This is a genomic window from Bradyrhizobium sp. HKCCYLS3070, assembly GCF_051167575.1.
In the GTDB taxonomy this organism is placed as follows: Bacteria; Pseudomonadota; Alphaproteobacteria; order Rhizobiales; family Xanthobacteraceae; genus Bradyrhizobium.
In genome coordinates this window covers 1,292,562-1,310,278 of record NZ_JBNPTI010000001.1, presented here as the reverse complement: position 1 = coordinate 1,310,278, position 17,717 = coordinate 1,292,562, and the positions used below count along the sequence as shown (strand labels likewise).

Annotated in this window: 18 protein-coding genes; 12 read left to right on the top strand and 6 right to left on the bottom strand. The window is 65.2% G+C overall.

Going from position 1 to position 17,717, the window contains the following annotated elements:
• Positions 1 to 111 precede the first annotated feature (111 nt).
• Both ACQR03_RS06065 and ACQR03_RS06060 read right to left on the bottom strand, forming a co-directional pair.
• Positions 112 to 1,443, bottom strand: coding sequence for a hypothetical protein (locus ACQR03_RS06065; RefSeq protein WP_434841049.1), 1,332 nt, complete (start codon positions 1,441 to 1,443; stop codon positions 112 to 114).
• A 363-nt stretch (positions 1,444 to 1,806) separates the two neighbouring features.
• Positions 1,807 to 2,451: a Spy/CpxP family protein refolding chaperone gene (locus tag ACQR03_RS06060; protein WP_316187150.1), complete on the bottom strand. Its 645-nt coding sequence runs from the start codon at positions 2,449 to 2,451 to the stop codon at positions 1,807 to 1,809.
• Positions 2,452 to 2,920: 469 nt separating this feature from the next.
• On the opposite strand from ACQR03_RS06060, the gene ACQR03_RS06055 reads away from it, so the two are divergent.
• From ACQR03_RS06055 to ACQR03_RS06030, 6 genes are all read left to right on the top strand, one after another.
• The gene (locus tag ACQR03_RS06055) at positions 2,921 to 4,261 is read left to right on the top strand and encodes an ABC transporter substrate-binding protein (RefSeq protein WP_434841048.1); all 1,341 of its coding nucleotides are present in this window, start codon (positions 2,921 to 2,923) and stop codon (positions 4,259 to 4,261) included.
• 124 nt (positions 4,262 to 4,385) lie between these two features.
• Positions 4,386 to 5,321, top strand: a complete 936-nt coding sequence (locus ACQR03_RS06050) for a carbohydrate ABC transporter permease (protein ID WP_315711958.1) — start codon at positions 4,386 to 4,388, stop codon at positions 5,319 to 5,321.
• A complete protein-coding gene (locus ACQR03_RS06045) occupies positions 5,321 to 6,232 on the top strand; it encodes a carbohydrate ABC transporter permease (protein WP_315711960.1) in 912 nt (303 codons plus the stop codon). Before ACQR03_RS06050 ends, ACQR03_RS06045 begins: the two co-directional genes overlap by 1 nt.
• A 19-nt stretch (positions 6,233 to 6,251) precedes the next feature.
• A complete protein-coding gene (locus ACQR03_RS06040; protein ID WP_315711961.1) occupies positions 6,252 to 7,352 on the top strand; it encodes an ABC transporter ATP-binding protein in 1,101 nt (366 codons plus the stop codon).
• A 28-nt stretch (positions 7,353 to 7,380) separates the two neighbouring features.
• On the top strand, positions 7,381 to 8,379 hold the full coding sequence (locus ACQR03_RS06035; RefSeq protein WP_315751577.1) for a hydroxyacid dehydrogenase: 999 nt from the start codon (positions 7,381 to 7,383) through the stop codon (positions 8,377 to 8,379).
• A gap of 193 nt (positions 8,380 to 8,572) precedes the next feature.
• A complete protein-coding gene (locus ACQR03_RS06030; RefSeq protein ID WP_434841047.1) occupies positions 8,573 to 8,959 on the top strand; it encodes a hypothetical protein in 387 nt (128 codons plus the stop codon).
• Positions 8,960 to 9,083: 124 nt separating this feature from the next.
• Here ACQR03_RS06030 and ACQR03_RS06025 read toward each other — a convergent pair whose 3' ends face one another.
• The gene (locus ACQR03_RS06025; RefSeq protein WP_315751578.1) at positions 9,084 to 9,599 is read right to left on the bottom strand and encodes a DUF1993 domain-containing protein; all 516 of its coding nucleotides are present in this window, start codon (positions 9,597 to 9,599) and stop codon (positions 9,084 to 9,086) included.
• Positions 9,600 to 9,683: 84 nt separating this feature from the next.
• Between ACQR03_RS06025 and ACQR03_RS06020 the strand changes: the two genes are divergently transcribed.
• Both ACQR03_RS06020 and ACQR03_RS06015 read left to right on the top strand, forming a co-directional pair.
• The gene (locus tag ACQR03_RS06020; protein ID WP_434841046.1) at positions 9,684 to 10,475 is read left to right on the top strand and encodes a transporter substrate-binding domain-containing protein; all 792 of its coding nucleotides are present in this window, start codon (positions 9,684 to 9,686) and stop codon (positions 10,473 to 10,475) included.
• 72 nt (positions 10,476 to 10,547) lie between these two features.
• The gene (locus ACQR03_RS06015) at positions 10,548 to 10,940 is read left to right on the top strand and encodes a hypothetical protein (protein ID WP_315712623.1); all 393 of its coding nucleotides are present in this window, start codon (positions 10,548 to 10,550) and stop codon (positions 10,938 to 10,940) included.
• A gap of 908 nt (positions 10,941 to 11,848) precedes the next feature.
• Here ACQR03_RS06015 and ACQR03_RS06010 read toward each other — a convergent pair.
• On the bottom strand, positions 11,849 to 12,868 hold the full coding sequence (locus tag ACQR03_RS06010; protein WP_315711969.1) for a 1-aminocyclopropane-1-carboxylate deaminase: 1,020 nt from the start codon (positions 12,866 to 12,868) through the stop codon (positions 11,849 to 11,851).
• Between the two features lie 145 nt (positions 12,869 to 13,013).
• On the opposite strand from ACQR03_RS06010, the gene ACQR03_RS06005 reads away from it, so the two are divergent.
• Positions 13,014 to 13,490 carry an Lrp/AsnC family transcriptional regulator gene (locus ACQR03_RS06005; RefSeq protein WP_315711971.1) on the top strand — a complete coding sequence of 159 codons (477 nt, stop codon included), beginning with the start codon at positions 13,014 to 13,016 and terminating at the stop codon, positions 13,488 to 13,490.
• 91 nt (positions 13,491 to 13,581) lie between these two features.
• On the top strand, positions 13,582 to 14,454 hold the full coding sequence (locus tag ACQR03_RS06000) for a DUF2147 domain-containing protein (protein ID WP_316200774.1): 873 nt from the start codon (positions 13,582 to 13,584) through the stop codon (positions 14,452 to 14,454).
• A 77-nt stretch (positions 14,455 to 14,531) separates the two neighbouring features.
• Here ACQR03_RS06000 and ACQR03_RS05995 read toward each other — a convergent pair whose 3' ends face one another.
• Positions 14,532 to 14,939 (bottom strand): (R)-mandelonitrile lyase, encoded by a 408-nt coding sequence (locus ACQR03_RS05995; RefSeq protein ID WP_008965351.1) that lies wholly within the window; start codon positions 14,937 to 14,939, stop codon positions 14,532 to 14,534.
• A gap of 48 nt (positions 14,940 to 14,987) precedes the next feature.
• The gene (locus ACQR03_RS05990; RefSeq protein WP_434841045.1) at positions 14,988 to 15,686 is read right to left on the bottom strand and encodes a ribonuclease activity regulator RraA; all 699 of its coding nucleotides are present in this window, start codon (positions 15,684 to 15,686) and stop codon (positions 14,988 to 14,990) included.
• 247 nt (positions 15,687 to 15,933) lie between these two features.
• Between ACQR03_RS05990 and pxpB the strand changes: the two genes are divergently transcribed.
• Entirely contained in the window at positions 15,934 to 16,665 is a 732-nt protein-coding gene (pxpB, locus tag ACQR03_RS05985; RefSeq protein ID WP_315751581.1) for a 5-oxoprolinase subunit PxpB, read from the top strand.
• The gene (locus tag ACQR03_RS05980) at positions 16,662 to 17,696 is read left to right on the top strand and encodes a biotin-dependent carboxyltransferase family protein (RefSeq protein ID WP_315751582.1); all 1,035 of its coding nucleotides are present in this window, start codon (positions 16,662 to 16,664) and stop codon (positions 17,694 to 17,696) included. Before pxpB ends, ACQR03_RS05980 begins: the two co-directional genes overlap by 4 nt.
• Positions 17,697 to 17,717: the final 21 nt, after the last annotated feature.

Below are 17,717 nucleotides of genomic sequence, written 5' to 3'. Positions count from 1 at the left end.
GGGATATGGCGTAAACATAGTCCTCATCATCGTCGTTCGTGGCCCGCCAAGTCTCCTGCCACGTCCCCCGAACTTGCTGCTGACCGCAGCCCGCCCGCCGCCTCCCCGTGCTCAGAGCCGGGCGCCTGGCCAACGACCAGGGTGCGCTCCAGGGCTTGCCTGCGGCGCGCGGTGGCCGTTCACAGCGCCGGCGGTCTCGGGCGGCACGCCGACCCGCTCCATCAGTTCGCGAACGTCGCGGATGCGGCTGTCGAGAAGGCCGTGCATCTCAGTCAGCGTCCAGCGCAGCTCATCCACCGCGCCCGGCGCCGCGTCGGGAAAATGCGAGAGATGATAGATCATCTCGTTGAGCACCTGCCGCAGCCCGTACAGGTCGTCATGGGCGAGCTTCTGGACGTCGAGCTGGCCGAGCAGCCGCTGCACGAAGCTGCGCCGATCGGGCGGCACATGGCGCAGATCGACGAACCGGTTGACGTGGAAGGCGCGCGGCGCCTCGGCACTGCCGGCCGCTTGGGCCAGCGCGAGGCGCACGCTGTCCGCGTTGAGGTCCTCGGTATCGACGGAGAGCGTGTTCGGGAACATGCTCTTGTAGCGTTCGATCAAGGCGTGGGTCTTGTCGTAGTACCAGCCGAACTTGTCGGCCAGCGACAGATCCATCCATTGCTGCTTCGACATCTCTCCGAAGTGGAAAGCGGTCGGACGCTTGCGCTGCGCGGCCGGCGAGTCGGCGTAGTAGAGGTGGTTCTGCGGCGACAGCTCGGCATTCTCCACCAGGCTTGCGATGCATGCCGCGCGGTCACGCCGGCGCAGATGCACCAGCGTGACCTGATCGCCGAGGAGCTCGGCGATGATCGGCAGCACGGCCGCATAACCATTGCCGACGACGCACGCATGGGGGCAATCGAGGATCGTCTGACGAATCTGATCCGTGAAGCCGGGATCGTTGGTTTCCTTGAGCTGGCAGAACAGCTCATTGAGCTCGCTCGACGCCCATTCGTGCACGGCCCTGTCGCCGTTGCCCTGGTTGTCGAACACCTCCTGCATCATCCGCATCAGCGACGTCGTGCCGTCCCGGCCGGTGCCGACGCACAGCACCCGCAGCGCGGAAGGCGGAGAATTCCTCAGGGCCGCGTCGCGGCCATTGCCGGAGGGGCGCGTCGCTCCATTGTCCGAGACCACGGCCAGGCGCTTACGCGCCAGCCGGCGAAGCTCCGCGGACGCCGCCTCCCACTCCAGCCTATAGCCGTCGCGCTCGTCGCGCAGGCGGCCCATGATCACGCCCCTTTCTTCCGTGATGCGCCTGTACCGCTCGGACTCGTCCTTCGCGGCGATCAACTCCGCTTGCAGCGCATCGACGAAGCGTTTCACATCCGCATCGAGGCGGCTTTCGGTGCTGGCGGTGTCAATCCCCAGCCGGTTCTGGATCCACCGGCGCAGTCGCACTCTCGACAACAATAATCCTCCAAGAAATCGAGCCGAACGGCCTGCTGATCGTCTGCCGCCCGATCGCTGCGATTCAGCACGCCTGCGAAGACCGCCCTGCCGGCTCCGGCTCTCCATGTAATACAATTGCAATGTACATCAAACTGCATCGCAATTCGGTTGCAGAGGCAGCGATGTTGGCCGGCACGTTGCGCGAGCCGCGCCCGCTCGTGCCCGAAAAATGTGCATGCCGCGCGACTAATGGCCATTTGAGGGTATTAATACACCGCGATGCGGCGCGAGTGCGGTGGTCATGCGTCACGGCACGCCGCCGGCGCCGCTGTTGCCAACGGGCACGGCCGCGACGACGCCAACTCCGTTGAGCTAGTCCAGTCCGCGCTCGCGACTCAGGCGCACCATCTCGTCGATGAAGATCTGCTTCTGCTTGTCGTCGAGGCTGGTGAACAGCGGTTCCGATGTGTCGGCCACCGCGCGCTGGTCGGCGGCGCGATCGACCAGGAACTGAGCCTCGTTGCGCATCTGCTCGACGATGTCGTCCGGCGGATCGCGCTTCGACCGCGCGATGCGCAGCTCGAGTCGATCCGCGCCGTTGCGGCCGAGCGCGTGCATCGCGTTGGCGAACGGACCCCAGTTCTTCGCCTGCTCTTCCGTCAGGTTCAGCCCGGTCTTCAGGCGCTCGATATTGCTATCGCTGTTGGCGACGATCTGTTCGGCCGTGAGTTGCGGGGCGCCCGGCTGCGTCAGCATCGGCGTCGCCTTGGCGACCTTGCTCGTCTTCGTCGCCTTGGAAGGCTTCGCCTTCCTGCCCTCGGCCGGCGGCGCCTCGGGCTGCGCACTCTGCTGGCCGCTGTTGCCGGTGAACGCCCCGGTCACGCCGGTGACCACGCCGACGACACCGCCGATCGCGCCGCCGAGCACACCGCCGACCGGGCCCGCCGCCCTGTTGCCTTCGCGCGCGCCCTGCTCGACGCCCTTGAACAGGCCCTGCGCGGCAGGCTGACGCGGCAGGCCCACAAGGCCGATGAGACCTATTGACACTCCTATTGCGATGCACCGGAAAGACCGGCGCCAGATGCCGGGGCTCATCATCATCAGTTCAGGCTCCGTGCGCAGTCGCTGGTCGTGACGACCATGATTCCAACGAATTCTACCGTTGCCGCAACGCGCAAGTCCATCTGCCGCACGCGGCGCGATGCATCGGACGCGCCCAGCTACACTGGTTCCTCTCGGCTTCCTGCTCGGCCGAGACGCGCTTTGCACTGCAGCGCTCAGCACTGCGATGCAATCAGTTACGGAACCTGCGACGAATTGTGCACGCCATTAGTTCTAGGATTCGCCTCACCGGCTTTCTCGACAGCCGCTCGCAATTCTGCTCTGATTGCATCCAAGCGAAATCCATGCGCGCATGACGCGACGCAACAACTAACAAATCGGATTCGCATCGACAGAATGCTTGGCTCACCAGGGAGGGAACGCCATGTCACGGAGGAAGCTGAACCGCCGACAATTCGTTGCTGCGACCGCTGCCACCTCGGCGGTCATGATTGCCGCGCCCTATGTGCGCGGCGCCTACGCCGCCGGCAAGCTCTCGATCGGCTTCTGGGACCATTGGGTTCCGGGCGCCAACCAGGCCTCGACCGATCTCGTCAACGAGTGGGCCGCCAAGGAGAAGGTCGAGGTCCAGATCGACTACATCACCAGCCAGGGCAAGAAGATCGAGCTGACGATCGCCGCCGAGGGCGCCGCGAAGTCCGGCCACGATCTGATCGCCATGCCGACCTGGTGGCCGCATGCGCATGCGGAACTGCTGGAGCCGGTCAACGACATCATGGAGCCGATCATCCAGGAGAACGGCGAGGTCAACGGCACTGTCAAATATCTCGGACAGTCCGGCGGCAAATGGCTCGCCGTGCCGGCCTGCGTCGGCAGTCAGATCAAGGGTCCCTGCTCCCGCATCGATCTGATGAAGAAGCACGCGGGCATCGACGTGCAGGAGATGTATCCGGCCGGATCTCCACCGAAGGCCGACAATTGGACCACGGAGACCTTCCTGAAAGCGGCGGAGGCCTGCCATAAGGCTGGCGTGCCGTTCGGCATCGGGCTTGGCGAAACCACCGACAGCGTGGACTCCGCCGGCGCGTTCTTCCAGGCGTTCGGCGCGGATCTCGTCAACGCCAAGGGCGATGTCACGGTGAAGACGGATGCCGTGCGCCAGGCGCTCGAGTTCTACAAGCGGCTGATCGCGGCGCTGCCGCCGGATGTCGCCTCGTGGGACGACGCATCGAACAACAAATGGCTGGTCTCGGGCAGGGGCGCGATGATCATGAATCCGCCGAGCGCCTGGGCGGTGGCCAAGCGCGACGCGCCGCAGATCGCCGAGCAGTGCTGGACCCACGGCTTCCCGGCCGGCCCCAAGGGCCGCTTCGCGCCGTTCCTGCCCTACTTCTGGAGCATCTGGTCGTTCTCCAAGAACAAGGAGGCGGCCAAGAGCCTGATCGTGCACCTGTCGAAGCCGTCATCGATCGAGAAGATGGTGGTGGCGAGCGGCGGCTACGATCTGCCGGCCTATCAGAAGCTGACGACGCTCAAGGTGTGGCAGGAGGAGGGACCGCCGAAGGGGACCCTCTATCACTATCCCAACCCCTATAATCACCAGACGCTGTCGATCGCAGCCTCCCCTGCTCCGCCCAAGATCGCGCAGCAGATCTATGCGCAGGCGACGATGACCAAGATGTGCCTGCGCTACGCCCAGGGCGAGAAGATGGAATCGACCCTCGCCTGGGCCGAAGGCGAGTGCGAGGGCTTCATGCGCAGCTGAGGCATGCTCGAAGCAACGCCGGCGGTCCGCTTCAGCAGGCGGGCCGCCCCCTTTCACCTTGTCAGTGTTTCCCATCCAGTGAGGACCCCGCTGTCGCAGGGGACATCACGAGGAGCCTTTTCTCATGGTTGATGCCGCCATCGGTGAAAACGCCGTCGCCCGCCCTCGCGCGGCCCGCCGCAATGGTCTGCACAGGGCGTTGAAGCGGAAATCGACCGCCGCTTTCCTGATGACGCTGCCGCTGATCCTGCTGATCGTGCTCCTGGTCGTCTATCCCGCCCTGTATTCGGTGCATCTGGCGACCCTGAACAAGTCGATGCAGCGCTTCGTCGGCTTCGGCAATTTCGAGTTTCTGTTCAAGCGCGACACGTTCTGGCTGGTCGTCAAGCAATCCTGCATCTTCGCCATCACGGCCGTCGTGTTCAAGGCGCTGATCGGCTTCATCGTCGCTCATTTCGTCCACAACATCCCCGCCAAGGGGCAGCGCAAATGGCGCGGCATGCTGCTGGTACCCTGGGTGATCCCGCCGGCGATGAGCACGCTGGCCTGGCTGTGGCTGTTCGACCCGTCCTACAGCGCTTTCAACTACACGCTCGCCTTCTTCGGCATCGGCCCGATCCCGTGGACCGGGGATGCCGCCTGGGCGCGGTTCTCGGTGATCCTGGTCAACATCTGGTACGGCGCGCCGTTCTTCATGATCATGTACCTGGCCTCGCTGAAATCTGTCCCGGATCAGCTCTATGAGGCCGCGGCGATCGACGGCGCCAATTGGTGGCAGCGGATCTGGTACGTGACCCTGCCGATGATGCGCAACATCATCGCGATCACGACGCTGTTCTCTCTGATCGTGACGTTCGCCAATTTCGACATCGTGCGCATCCTCACCGCCGGCGGCCCGCTCGACAAGACGCACATCTTCGCGACCTGGGCGTTCCGCGTCGGCATCGAGGGCAGCGACATTCCGCTCGGCGCCAGCGTCTCGCTGTTCATGGTGCCGATCCTGGCGGTCGCCGCCATCTTCATCCTGCGCGACGTCAACAAGCGGGGGAACGAGTCCTGATGAGCACCGTCACGATCGACAAGGCCGGCCCGACCCGTACCGTCAAATATGGCTCGATGAGCCGCGACCGCGCCTGGGCGCTGCGCTGGTCGTATTTCTTCCTGACGCTGTTCGCGATCTTCTCGCTGGTGCCGCCGCTCTACATGCTGATCACCTCGCTGAAGGGCAGCGCGGAGATCTCCGCGGCGACCAATCCGTGGTGGGTGTTCCATCCGACGCTGGAGAACTATGTCGAGCTGCTCACCTCGAACCAGTTTCAGCGTTTCTTCTTCAACTCGGCCATGGTCTCGATCGTCGTGGTGATCATCACCATGCTGATCAGCATCCCCGCCGCATTCGCGCTGTCGCGGATGAAGTTCTGGGGCTCGGCGACGCTGGCGACCGGCGTATTCCTGACCTATCTGATCCCGGACAGCCTGCTGTTCATTCCGCTGTTCAAGATGTTCGCGCTGATCGGCGACGTCACCGGCATCCAGTTGATCAATCGCTGGTACGTGCTGCTGTTCATCTATCCGACCCTGACGGTGCCGTTCTGCACCTGGATCATGATCGGCTATTTCGCCTCGATCCCGAAGGAGCTCGACGAGGCCGCGATCATCGACGGCGCCTCCTGGCTGCAGACGCTGACGCGGATCTTCATTCCCGTCGCCCTGCCCGGTCTGATCGCCGCGACGATCTTCGCCTTCACCGTCTCCTGGGCGCAGTTCCTGTATCCGCTGGTGTTCACGACCTCGACCGACCAACTGGTGCTGCCGGTCGGCATCGTCACGAGCCTGATCAAGGGCGACGTCTTCAACTGGGGACAGATCATGACCGGCGCGCTGCTGGGCGCGGCGCCGCCGCTGATCATCTACGCGTTCCTGATGGACTATTACATTGCCGGGCTCACCGCCGGCGCGACCAAAGGCTGATGACGGGGGTTGATCACAGATGGCTGAAGTGAGCTTGCGCAAGGTCGTGAAGCGTTACGACGACGTCGAGGCGGTCAGGGGCATCGATCTCGATATCGCCGACCACGAGTTCGTCGTGCTGGTCGGCCCGTCCGGCTGCGGCAAGTCGACGACATTGCGGATGATCGCTGGGCTCGAGGACATCTCCGACGGCGACATCACCATCGGCGGCGACGTCGTCAACGACGTGCCGCCGAAGGATCGCGACATCGCCATGGTGTTCCAGAACTACGCCCTCTACCCGCACATGACGGTGGCCGAGAACATGTCGTTCGGGCTGCGGCTGAAGCACTACCCGAAGGCCGAGATCAAGAGCCGCGTGGCGGAGGCCGCGCGCATGCTGGACATCGCCGACCTCGTCGACCGCAAGCCCAAGCAGCTCTCCGGCGGCCAGCGCCAGCGCGTCGCGATGGGCCGTGCGATCGTGCGCAATCCCAAGGTGTTCCTGTTCGACGAGCCGCTGTCCAACCTCGACGCCAAGTTGCGCGTGCAGATGCGCATCGAGATCAAGAAGGTGCACCAGAAGGTCCGCACCACGACGGTCTACGTCACCCACGACCAGGTCGAGGCGATGACCCTGGCCGATCGTGTCGTGGTCATGAACAAGGGCCGCATCGAGCAGATCGGCACGCCGAACGAGCTGTACCACAATCCGGCGACACGCTTCGTCGCCGGCTTCATCGGCTCGCCCGCAATGAACTTCGTGCCGTGCCGGCTCGAGGAGGCCAATGGCCGGCTCCACATCCGCCTCACCGACCGGATCGCCTTTCCGCTGCCGCCGGCGCGCGCCGCGCGCTATCAATCCGTGTCGCGGAACGAGCCGCTGCTGCTCGGCATCCGGCCCGAGCACATCGCCGAGACCAAGCCGCATGCGGAGCCTGGGATTGAGCCGTTCGAGGCGCTGCTCGACGTCACCGAGCCGATGGGCATGGAGACGCTTGTCTACTTCACCCTCAACGAGACGCCGGTCTGCGGGCGGGTCAACCCCAACGCCGGCGCGCGGGATGGCAGCCCTCTGCGCATGGCAATGGACCTCAACAACATGCACCTGCTAAATGAGGCTTCAGGCCTCGTCATCTGACGAGCATAAGAAGCTTCAAGGGCAGGACATGACCACCAGGACGGCAACCAACAAGAACAAGATCCTCGTCACGGAATCCTTCTCGGCCAAGGGCCGCGCGCTGCTGGCGGCGCGCGATGATGTCGAGATGATCGAGTTCCCCAACATGATCTCGGCGGTGGATTTTTCCGACCTGCTGAAGTCCCACGCGCCGGTGCACGGCGTCGCGCTCGGCGCCACGCGCTTTGGAGAGCCGGAGCTGATCGCGGCCGGCGACATGAAAGTCGTCACCCGAATCGGCGTCGGCTTCGACGCGGTCGATGTGCCCGCGCTCTCCAGGCACAAGGTGCCGCTGATGGTCGCTGGCACCGCGAACTCGCCCTCGGTTGCCGAGCAGGCGCTGTTCATGATGCTGACGCTGGCCAAGCGCGCCAACGAGATGCATGCGATGGTCAAGGACGGCACCTGGGGCGCGCGCCTCGGCGTGCTGCCGTTCGATCTCTACGGCAAGACCGTGCTGATCATCGGCTTCGGCCGCATCGGCACCCGCACCGCCAAGCGCTGCCTCGCGATGGAGATGCAGGTTCTGGTCTACGATCCCTACAAGCCCGCAGCCGACATCACCGCCGCGGGCTGCGAGCCCGTTGCCGATCTCGACACTGCGCTCCCGCGCGCCGACTTCGTCAGCATCCACTGCCCGAAGACCCCGGAGACCATCGGCCTGTTCAACGCCGCGCGTCTCAAGCTGATGAAGCCGACGGCGTATCTGATCAACACCGCGCGCGGCGGCCTGATCGACGAGGCCGCGCTCTATGACGCGCTGTCCTCGGGCCGGCTCGCCGGCGCTGGCCTCGACGTGTTCGAGCAGGAGCCGCCGCCGGTCGGCCACGCGCTGCATGCGCTGCCCAACGTGATCATGGCTCCGCACGTCGCTGGCGTGACGCGAGAGGCGGTCGACCGCATGAGCGAGCAGACGGCGCGCAACATTCTCAGCGTGCTCGATGGCGATCCGATTCGGCAGAACGTGATCAATCAGGACGTCTTGTAGTCGTCCGGCCGGTGCAATGGTCCTGTCCCGTCGGCGACGAGGCAGGACCCGCCCTCATCACGCGGATGTCAGGACCTTTCTCCACCGCTTTGGCGCCCAACTTTCAACGCATTCTTGCAACTTGGCCAAATCCAGCTACAACTGTGACTATCGGCACCGGATTTTACGCGCGCCGGTAGGAACAGAGGCGGCCATGAGTGTTGCGACCGAGCACGCGCTCGCAACGATAGCGAGCATTCTCGATCAGCCTGAAGCGACGAGGTCGGCAGACAAGGTGGCGCCGTCGTCGAAGAAGGCTGCCGCGACTGTCGTCTCACTCGATCAGGCCGACGGCTACACCAAGCTCGGACCTGGGCCGATTTCCGCGATCCGCTTCCGCTGGACGGCACGGCGGGGCGAGGACGGCTACTATGTCGACGAGACCGTCGGGCCGACCTCGATCGCCGTGAGCAGCGGACCGATGACCGCCGAAGCTGCCGTCAAGACGGTCGACACCCGCGCGCGAGAGGCGATCGAGCGCTTCGAGGCGCTGAAGAACGAGATGACCGGCAAGGGCCCGGTTGCGCCCAGCGAGAGGTAGCGCTCCGGCCGCCCGGACCACTCCATCTTCGTTGCGATGTCTCCAAATCCCATGGCCGGGTTCCATCCTGGCCATTCGTATTTTGTGGACCTCGAGGCCGCCTGCCGTCCCGCCCCGGAAGCGCCTACCTCCGCGCGCCCAGATAGTCCGGCTTCGCCAGCGGCACGCCGGCGTGACGCAGGATGTCGTAGGCCGTGGTGACGTGAAAGAAGAACTGCGGCAGGCTGAACGTGAGCAGCAATGAGCGACCATCGTCGAAGCTGCGCGTCGCACCGTTGCGGAAGGTGAAGCTGACCTCCCGCTTCGCGCCCTCCTCGATCGCCGCAGGTGGCACGCTGCGCACATCGTCGATCGCGGTTGCAATCCGCGCCTTCAACCCGGCCATATCCGTGTCGCTGTCGGCAACGGTCGGCTGCGCGCGGCCGGCGAGCAGCGCACAAGCGATGGTGGCGTGGCGGTTGGCTTCGCAGACCTGCCGGATCAGGTTGTACATGTCAGGCGCCAGCCGGGCCTGCAGCAGGTCGGCGGGATCGATGCGGCGCGCCTCGGCAAAGGCAGCGGCCTTGTCGAGCACCCCCGAGAGGTTGTGAAGATAAGGCACGAACACCTCGACCGACGCCTGCACCAAGGAAATGCTCATCAACCAACCTTCCTGCTTGCCCCTCGTCGCGCGTGGCGACCTCCGCTATGAATAGCGCGGCCACATCATGCGAGGTGATTCAATATGGGATTTTTCAACCGGACCGTCGCCGCCGTGACCGCAGCCGTGCTGGCCTGCGGTCTCGCCACTGCCGCACTCGCCGACCAGCCCTCGCGCCTCGACGAGATCGTGCAGCGCGGCAGCTTACGGGTCGGCATGACCGGCGACTACAAGCCCTTCACCTATCTCGACAAGGCGACCGGAAAATTCTCCGGCTTCGACGTCGACATGGCCGAGGCGCTCGGCAAGGCGCTCGGCGTCAAGGTCGAGTTCGTGCCGACGAGCTGGCCGCAGCTCATGAAGGATTTCGAGGCCGACAAGTTCGATGTCGCGATGGGCGGCGTATCGATCACGCTCGACCGCCAGAAGAAGGGCTTGTTCTCGACGCCGATCATGCGCGAGGGCAAGACCCCGATCGTGCGCTGCACCGACACCTCGAAGTACCAGACGCTGTCCGACATCGACAAGCCCGGCACCCGGGTCGTGGTCAATCCGGGCGGCACCAACGAGCGCTTCGCCCGCGCCAACATCAAGTCAGCCGACATCCGCGTCCACCCCGACAACGTCACCATCTTCGACGAGATCGCCAAGGGCGACGCCGACCTGATGATGACCGACGCCTCCGAGACGCGCTATCAGCAGAAGCTGCATCCCGGCGTGCTCTGCGCCGTGCACCCGGAGAAGCCGTTCGATTTCTCCGAGAAAGCCTACTGGCTGCAGCGCGACGTGGCGCTCAAAGCGTTCGTGGACCAGTGGCTGCATATCTCGACCGAGAACGGCAGCTACCAGGCGATCTACAAGAATTGGTTCGAGTAACATGTCCGCGGTCTTCCGTCGGGCAATGATGACCGGATGATCTTCTGGCCCGCCAGCAAAGGACGACATGCGATGAAGTGTCTTCGGATCTACGCAACGCCCGACGGCGAGTCCCGCTTCGGTGAAGTGGATATCCCGACGGCGGCGGCTGTGACCGTCGCCCCCGGCGCCAAGCCGTTTCAAGTTTCCAAGCGCTATATCGCCTCAAGCGTCGAGTTTACGCAGATCCCCGCCGGTATGCGCCAGGTTGACTGGCACACCGTTCCGGGGCGGGTGTTGACCGTCAGACTGAGCGGGGCGGTCGAATACGAGACGAGCGACGGCGAGGTGCGGCGCGTCTCCGCAGGCGAGTTTGTGCTGGTGGAGGACACGCACGGAAAGGGTCATCTGTCGCGTCACTCCGCGGACGCGCAAACCGTCCTGTGGATCAGGCTGCCTGACGGCCTCGATTTGCCGAGTGCATAGTCCCTGGAAGTCGCTGCCGTCTGCCGGCACCTGAGGAGAACCCGCAAGGAAGAGCTGCGCCGAAACAAAATGTTCTTTCGCAATTTCAGTAGGAAGACCCCTGTCCAGTCCCCGGGCGAAAAATATTCGACTTTCGTTTTTCAGAAAAATATGGTTCACTGCCGCCATCCCGCCTCATCGAAGAGGGGCGTCGCGCGCAATCGTCACGACACGCGAGGTGGGGAGGCGATGGCCGCGAGATGCCGAAAGCGTGCTTGCACGCGGACGAACGGCAGCTTGCGGACGTGAAGTCGCAGGGTCCTGACACCCCGACGCTGGTGTCACGTTCGCGGCGGCGCTAACGCGCCGCGCGGACCATGGTGGCCAACAAGCCCGGCGCACCAGGGAGACTGCGTATAAGCGTTAAGACCGTCGCGCAGGGAATGCCGGTTGATCGGCAGCACCTGTGGTACCTGCCGCCTGCATTTTTTTCGCAGGCGGGCCATGGGTGAGGCCCTCACCCGGCATTCCCTGCGCCCTCTTCTGATTGAGAGGGTTCGACTGATGGATCACTCGGACGCCATGCGTCGCGAGAACGCCAGCTCATGTGTAGCGATGTCATGCAAGCAAAAGTCTGTCAGCACACTCGCTGTCATTCCGGGCGCGCGCAGCGGAGCCCGGAATCCATACTCCGAAGCGGACTTTGTTGGAACGAGATGGAGCAGCCGGCGTGCCCAACACGTCCACGTGTGGTTATGGATTCCGGGCTCGCGCTGCGCGCGCCCCGGAATGACGGCGTCATGTGTGGATGGCTCGCGACGACACCACGGCCGGTGCTTATGAGTCCCGGCTCGGAGGCCGGGACGACAGCGGAGTGTGGCGTGGGAGCCCGGCTCACCGCGACGCTGCGAGGGACGATGAAGCCGCCCTCACCCGTTGCGATACGTGTAGCTGTAGCCGTTGATCGCCGGGGCGCCGCCGAGATGCGCATAGAGCACCTTCGACCCTTCCGGGAAGTAGCCCTTCTTGACCAGGTCGATCATGCCCTGCATCGACTTGCCCTCATAGACCGGGTCGGTGATCATCGCCTCGGTGCGGGCGGCCAGGCGAATGGCCTCGTTGGTCTCGGCGCTCGGCACGCCATAGGCCGGATAGGCGTAGTCGTTGAGGATCACGATCTCGTCGTCGCGGACCTTGCGGCCGAGCTCGACGAGCTCAGCGGTGTTGTCGACGATCTGCCGCACCTGGCTGCGGGTCTGCTGCGGCGTGCCGGAGGCGTCAATGCCGATGACGCGGTCGGCGCGGCCGTCGGCAGCGAAGCCGACGATCATGCCGGCCTGGGTCGAGCCGGTGACGACGCAGACGATGATGTAGTCGAACTTGATGCCCATCTCGGCTTCCTGCGCCCTCACCTCCTCGGCGAAGCCGACATAGCCGAGACCGCCGAACTTGTGCACGGAGGCGCCGGCCGGAATGCCGTAGGGCTTGCCGCCGGCATCCTTGACCGACTGGATCGCATCTTCCCAGCTCTTGCGGATGCCGATGTCGAAACCGTCCTCGACGATGCGGCTGTCGGCGCCCATCAGGCGCGTCATCAGGATGTTGCCGACCCGGTCATAGACGGCGTCCTCGTGCGGCACCCAGCTCTCCTGCACGACGACGCACTTCATGCCGATCTTGGCCGCGGTCGCCGCCACCATGCGGGTATGGTTCGACTGCACGCCGCCGATCGAGACCAGGGTGTCGGCATTCGATTCGATCGCATCGGGCACGATGTATTCGAGCTTGCGCAGCTTGTTGCCGCCCATCGCGAGACCGGAATTGCAGTCGTCGCGCTTGGCATAGATCTGCACCTTGCCGCCGAGCGCCGCGGTCAGCCGCGGCAGATGCTCGATCGGGGTGGCACCGAAGGTGAGCGGATACTTCTTGAACTTGTCGAGCCGAAGCACGGGTCTCTCCGTGGGTGGATGAAAGGGCCGGCCGAAACATACGAAAAAGGCGGAGAAAGGTGCTCTCTTTATTGGCCTGCGTTTTTGTGCTCACGTCCGCAAGAATTGATACCGGCAAGAGATATGTCCGCACATGACGGAAAAAATGAGAGAATCTTCCACCGCTGATCTCGACCGGGTCGATCGGCGCATCCTGCAACTGCTGCAGAAGGACGGCCGGATGAGCAATGCCGAGCTTGCCGCCACCGTTCATGTCAGTCCGGCCACCTGCCATCGCCGCACCCAGCGCCTGTTCGAGGAGGGCTACATCAAGGGCGTGCGCGCCCAGATCGCGCCGGAGAAGGTCGAGCGCAGCGCGCTGGTGCTGGTCGGCGTCGTGCTCGATCGCTCGACGCCGGAGAGCTTTCGCACCTTCGAGGCGGCGATCCGCAAACTGAAATTCGTGCTCGATTGCCATCTCGTCGCCGGCGATTTCGACTTCTTCCTGAAGATCCGCGTTCGCGACATGCACGACTTCAACCGGATGCATGGCGACCAGCTGATCTCGCTGCCGGGCGTGCGGCAGACGCGCACGTTTTTCGTGATGAAGGAGGTGGTCGACAATGCGCCGCTCGATTTCTGAGCAGGCCGGGCATTGAACCGGTGGCGCCGCATCGGCGACTTACCAGCGCGTGAGCTCGCTCACATCAGCAACCGACATCGCGGAGACACGGATGAAGAGGCTGTTGGCCGTCGCGGCTTTGGTTCTGGCCAGCAGTGCCGCCGAGGCGCAATACGTCATCGAGTATGGCGGCAAGACGATCCGCATCGATCCCGACCGCGGCACCGTGCAGATCCCCGGCGTCTACGACAATACCGAGCAGAAGAAGACCAAGCGCACCAAGCGCGACCAGGACAATGCGACCAAGCCGCCTCCGGCGCCCACCGAGGCGGCGGTCACGCCGGCCCCGCCCGCGCAGGCTCCGGCTACGACCGCGCCCCCTGCTCCCGTCCCTGCGGCGCCCGCTCCGACGGCAGCCGCACCAGCGAGCCCGCCGGCGGCGCCTCCTCCCGTCCAGGCGGCCGCGCCACCGGCGCCGCTGCCGCCACCTCCGGCGGCCCCAGCCGCCAACGCCACGGCACCGGTTGCGCCGCCAGCCGCTGCAACGGCCGCTGCGGCTCCTGCTGCCGCGCCGGCTCCCGCCGCCGCGCCGCCGCCACCGCGGCCAGCCCAGACGCCTGCCGTGACCACGGCAGCTGCGCCGCCCGCCGCGGCGCAGACCGCCGGTCGCGATCCCAGCTCGCCGGTCGGCATCTGGTTGACCGAGGAGAAGGAGGGCCAGATTCGCATCGAGCCCTGCGGCACCAATCTCTGCGGCTACGCCGTGGATGCGAAGACCAAGCAGAACGGCGAGCAGATCCTGATCAACATGCGGCCGAGCGACAAGGCCCAGGAGAAGAAGTGGACCGGCCGCATCTTCGATCCGAACAGCGGCAGCACCTACGATTCGACGATCGCGCTGAAGGGGTCGGACAGTCTGCGCGTGCAGGGCTGCGCCTTCGGCGGCATGTTCTGCGGCGGCCAGACCTGGACGCGGGTGAACTGAGCCCGGCGCGCGACGCGCCTCCAAACGCAAAGCGCGCGGCCCTGCGACCGCGCGCTCGCACCGTTCTCAGTGATGTATCAGCCGACCGGGGTGGCGTATTCCTCGTCGGTGACGTGCTCCATCCAGGTCACGTGCTCGCCATTGAGCGATTCATGCATCGCGACGTGGACCATGCCGGTGGTCGGCGCGGCGCCATGCCAATGCTTCTCGCCCGGCGGGATCCAGACGACGTCGCCGGCCTTGATTTCGCGCACCGGCCCGCCCTTGGCCTGCACCCGGCCGACGCCCTGGATGACATAGAGCGTCTGTCCGAGCGGATGAGTATGCCAGGCCGTGCGCGCGCCCGGCTCGAACGCGACGCGCGCCGAGGCGACGCGGGCTGGAGCCTGCGGCGTGATGATCGGGTCCTGCCAGACCGTGCCCGTAAAGCTTTCCGCGGCTGCGCGGCGCGTGGGGCGCGAGCCCGCGAGATAAACGTCGACCATTGTTCTGCCTTTCCTGAAGCTGTGTCGTTGATCAATCGGCGCCGTGAACTACTTCTTCGACGCGGCGTAGCGCGTCTTGGTCTCGGCGTTCATCGGATAGAGACCCGGCAGCACCGCGCCCTTGTTCACCTCGTCGACGATCCAGGCTTCCATGCGCTCCTGCTCGGGGCCTTCCGCGAGCACGTGATCGAGCATCGCCTGCGGGATCAGCACGGCGCCATCCTGGTCGGCGACGATGACGTCGTTCGGAAACACGGCAACACCGCCGCAGCCGATCGCCTCGCCCCAGCCGACGAAGGTGAGCCCTGCGACCGACGGCGGCGCGGCGTAGCCATCACACCATACGGGAAGGCCGGTGCCGAGCACGCCTTCGAGGTCGCGCACGACTCCGTCGGTGATCAGCGCGGTGACGCCGCGCTTGACCATGCGGGCGCACAGAATGTCGCCGAAGATGCCGGCGTCCTTGACGCCCATCGCATCGACCACGGCGATGCAGCCTTCGGGCATGGCCTCGATCGCGGTGCGGGTCGAGATCGGCGACGACCAGGATTCCGGGGTCGCCAGATCCTCGCGCGCCGGCACGAAGCGCAGCGTGAAAGCGGGACCGACCAGCCGCTTCTGTCCCGGGCGCAGCGGCTTGGCGCCGCGCAGCCAGACATTGCGCAACCCCTTCTTCAGCAGGACCGTCGTGATGGTCGCGGTGGTGACTTGAGACAGGGTGGCGATGGCTTCGGGAGTGAGGGACATCTTGAGACTGGTGCTCCAAACGGGCTGGCAGAAAAAGTAGGCGCATCTTGCGAGCGACGAAGGCGGCGTCAAGGGCGTGCGCGGTGCGTCCGGCGCATGCGGGGCTTGCGTGCACCCGATAAGGCCTCCTTATCGCAAGACATCCGATTAATTTATTGAATTTTCGAGACTTTTTGCCTTGGACCCAATTCCACTGGCGCCTGAAAACAGCTAGATGAGGAACACCAACGCGGATCACTTCGGACTCATGGCCGACCCTTTTCCACCTCCTCGCCTGCTGCCCAGCGGCGACAGCGCCGTCACCGTCGAGTTCAGCCGGACGATCGACGAGACCGCCAACCGCCGCGTCCTGGCGCTCGACCATGCGGTGGCAGCGGCCGGGATCGAGGGCATCACGGAGACGGTGCCGACCTATCGCTCGCTGCTGGTGCACTATGATGCAGGTGTGATCGACCACGACACCCTTGGAGCAAAGCTGCTGGCGCTGTCGGCCGGGTCGCTCGCGCCGGAAAGTGAGGTCAGGCGCTGGCGGGTTCCCGTCTGCTATGGCGGAGAGAATGGCATCGACCTCGAGGATGTCGCCAAGGCGTTGAGCCTCACGCCGGACGAAGTCGTCGCACGCCATATCGCCAGCACTTATCGCGTCGCAATGATCGGCTTCACGCCGGGCTGGTCCTATTTGTCCGGTCTCGATCCCACGCTGCAGATGTCGCGCCGCCAGAATCCGCGGCTCTGGACACCGGCCGGCATCATCGCCATCGGCGGCATCCAGACCGGCATCCAATGCCTTGCCGGGCCGTGCGGCTGGCACCTGCTTGGCCGCACCGCGATGCGGACATTTCAACTGCATCGCGAGCCGACCTTTCTGCTCGAGCCCGGCGACGAGGTCAGCTTCTATGCCGTTGACGTCAAGACCTTCGCGGAGCAGGAGCGCGCCGCCGAGGGCGGCGTGCTCATCGCCGAGCGGATCGCCGCATGAGCACGCTGGTCGTCTCACAGATCGGCCCGGCAAGCTCGGTCCAGGATGGCGGGCGTTTCGGCGCGCAGCGCTACGGGCTGACGCCGTCCGGCGCGATGGACAAGCTGGCGCTGGCGGCAGCCAACAGCCTCGTCGGCAATGCGCTGATGGCGGCTGCGATCGAGATCGGCCCGTTCGGCGCGACGTTCGCGGCGAAGGGCGGCGCGGTGCGCGTGGCGCTCGCCGGCGCGCAACGGCTGGCGGATGTCGCCAAGCGGCAGGTCGAGATCAACACGTCGGTGACGCTGAACGACGGGGAGCAGCTCACGCTCGGCTTTGCGCGCGGCGGCTCGTTCACCTATCTCGCCATCGCCGGTGGCATCGCCGGCGAACCGATGTTCAACAGTCTCTCGGTGAATGCGCGCGCCGGGCTCGGCAGCCCCTACCCCCGCCCGCTTCAGGCCGGCGACGTGTTCGAAGTCGCGCCCGCCGGCGATGCGCCGGAACTGCGGATCGATCTGCCGAAAGCCGGCGGCGCGATTCGTGTCGTCATGGGACCGCAGGACGACGAGTTCAGCGACGAGATGAAAGCGCTATTCCTCGGCAGCGACTGGATGGTCTCGGCGACCAGCGACCGCATGGGCTATCGCCTCGAGGGGCCGCAGATGCGCCACCTGCACGGTCACAACATCGTCTCGGACGGCACCGTGGACGGCAGCATCCAGGTGCCCGGCAACGGTTCGCCGATCGTGCTGATGTCGGACCGCGGCACCAGCGGCGGCTATCCGAAGATCGCGACCGTCATCACGGCCGATTTCGGCCGCCTGGCGCAGACGCCGGCCGGCACGCCATTCCGCTTCAAGGCCGTGAGCATGGCCGAGGCGCAGGCCGAACTGCGTCGTTACAAGGATCTGCTGCGCAGCTTGCCCGGCCGCGTCACCGAGCTTGCGAGCAGCGACTTCAACGTCGATGCGCTGTTCACGGCCAATGTGGCCGGTCATGCCGTCAGCGCAACCGACGCCACCACCTGGCCCGGAGTCACTCCCGATTAGTTTGATCACATCTCACGTTGC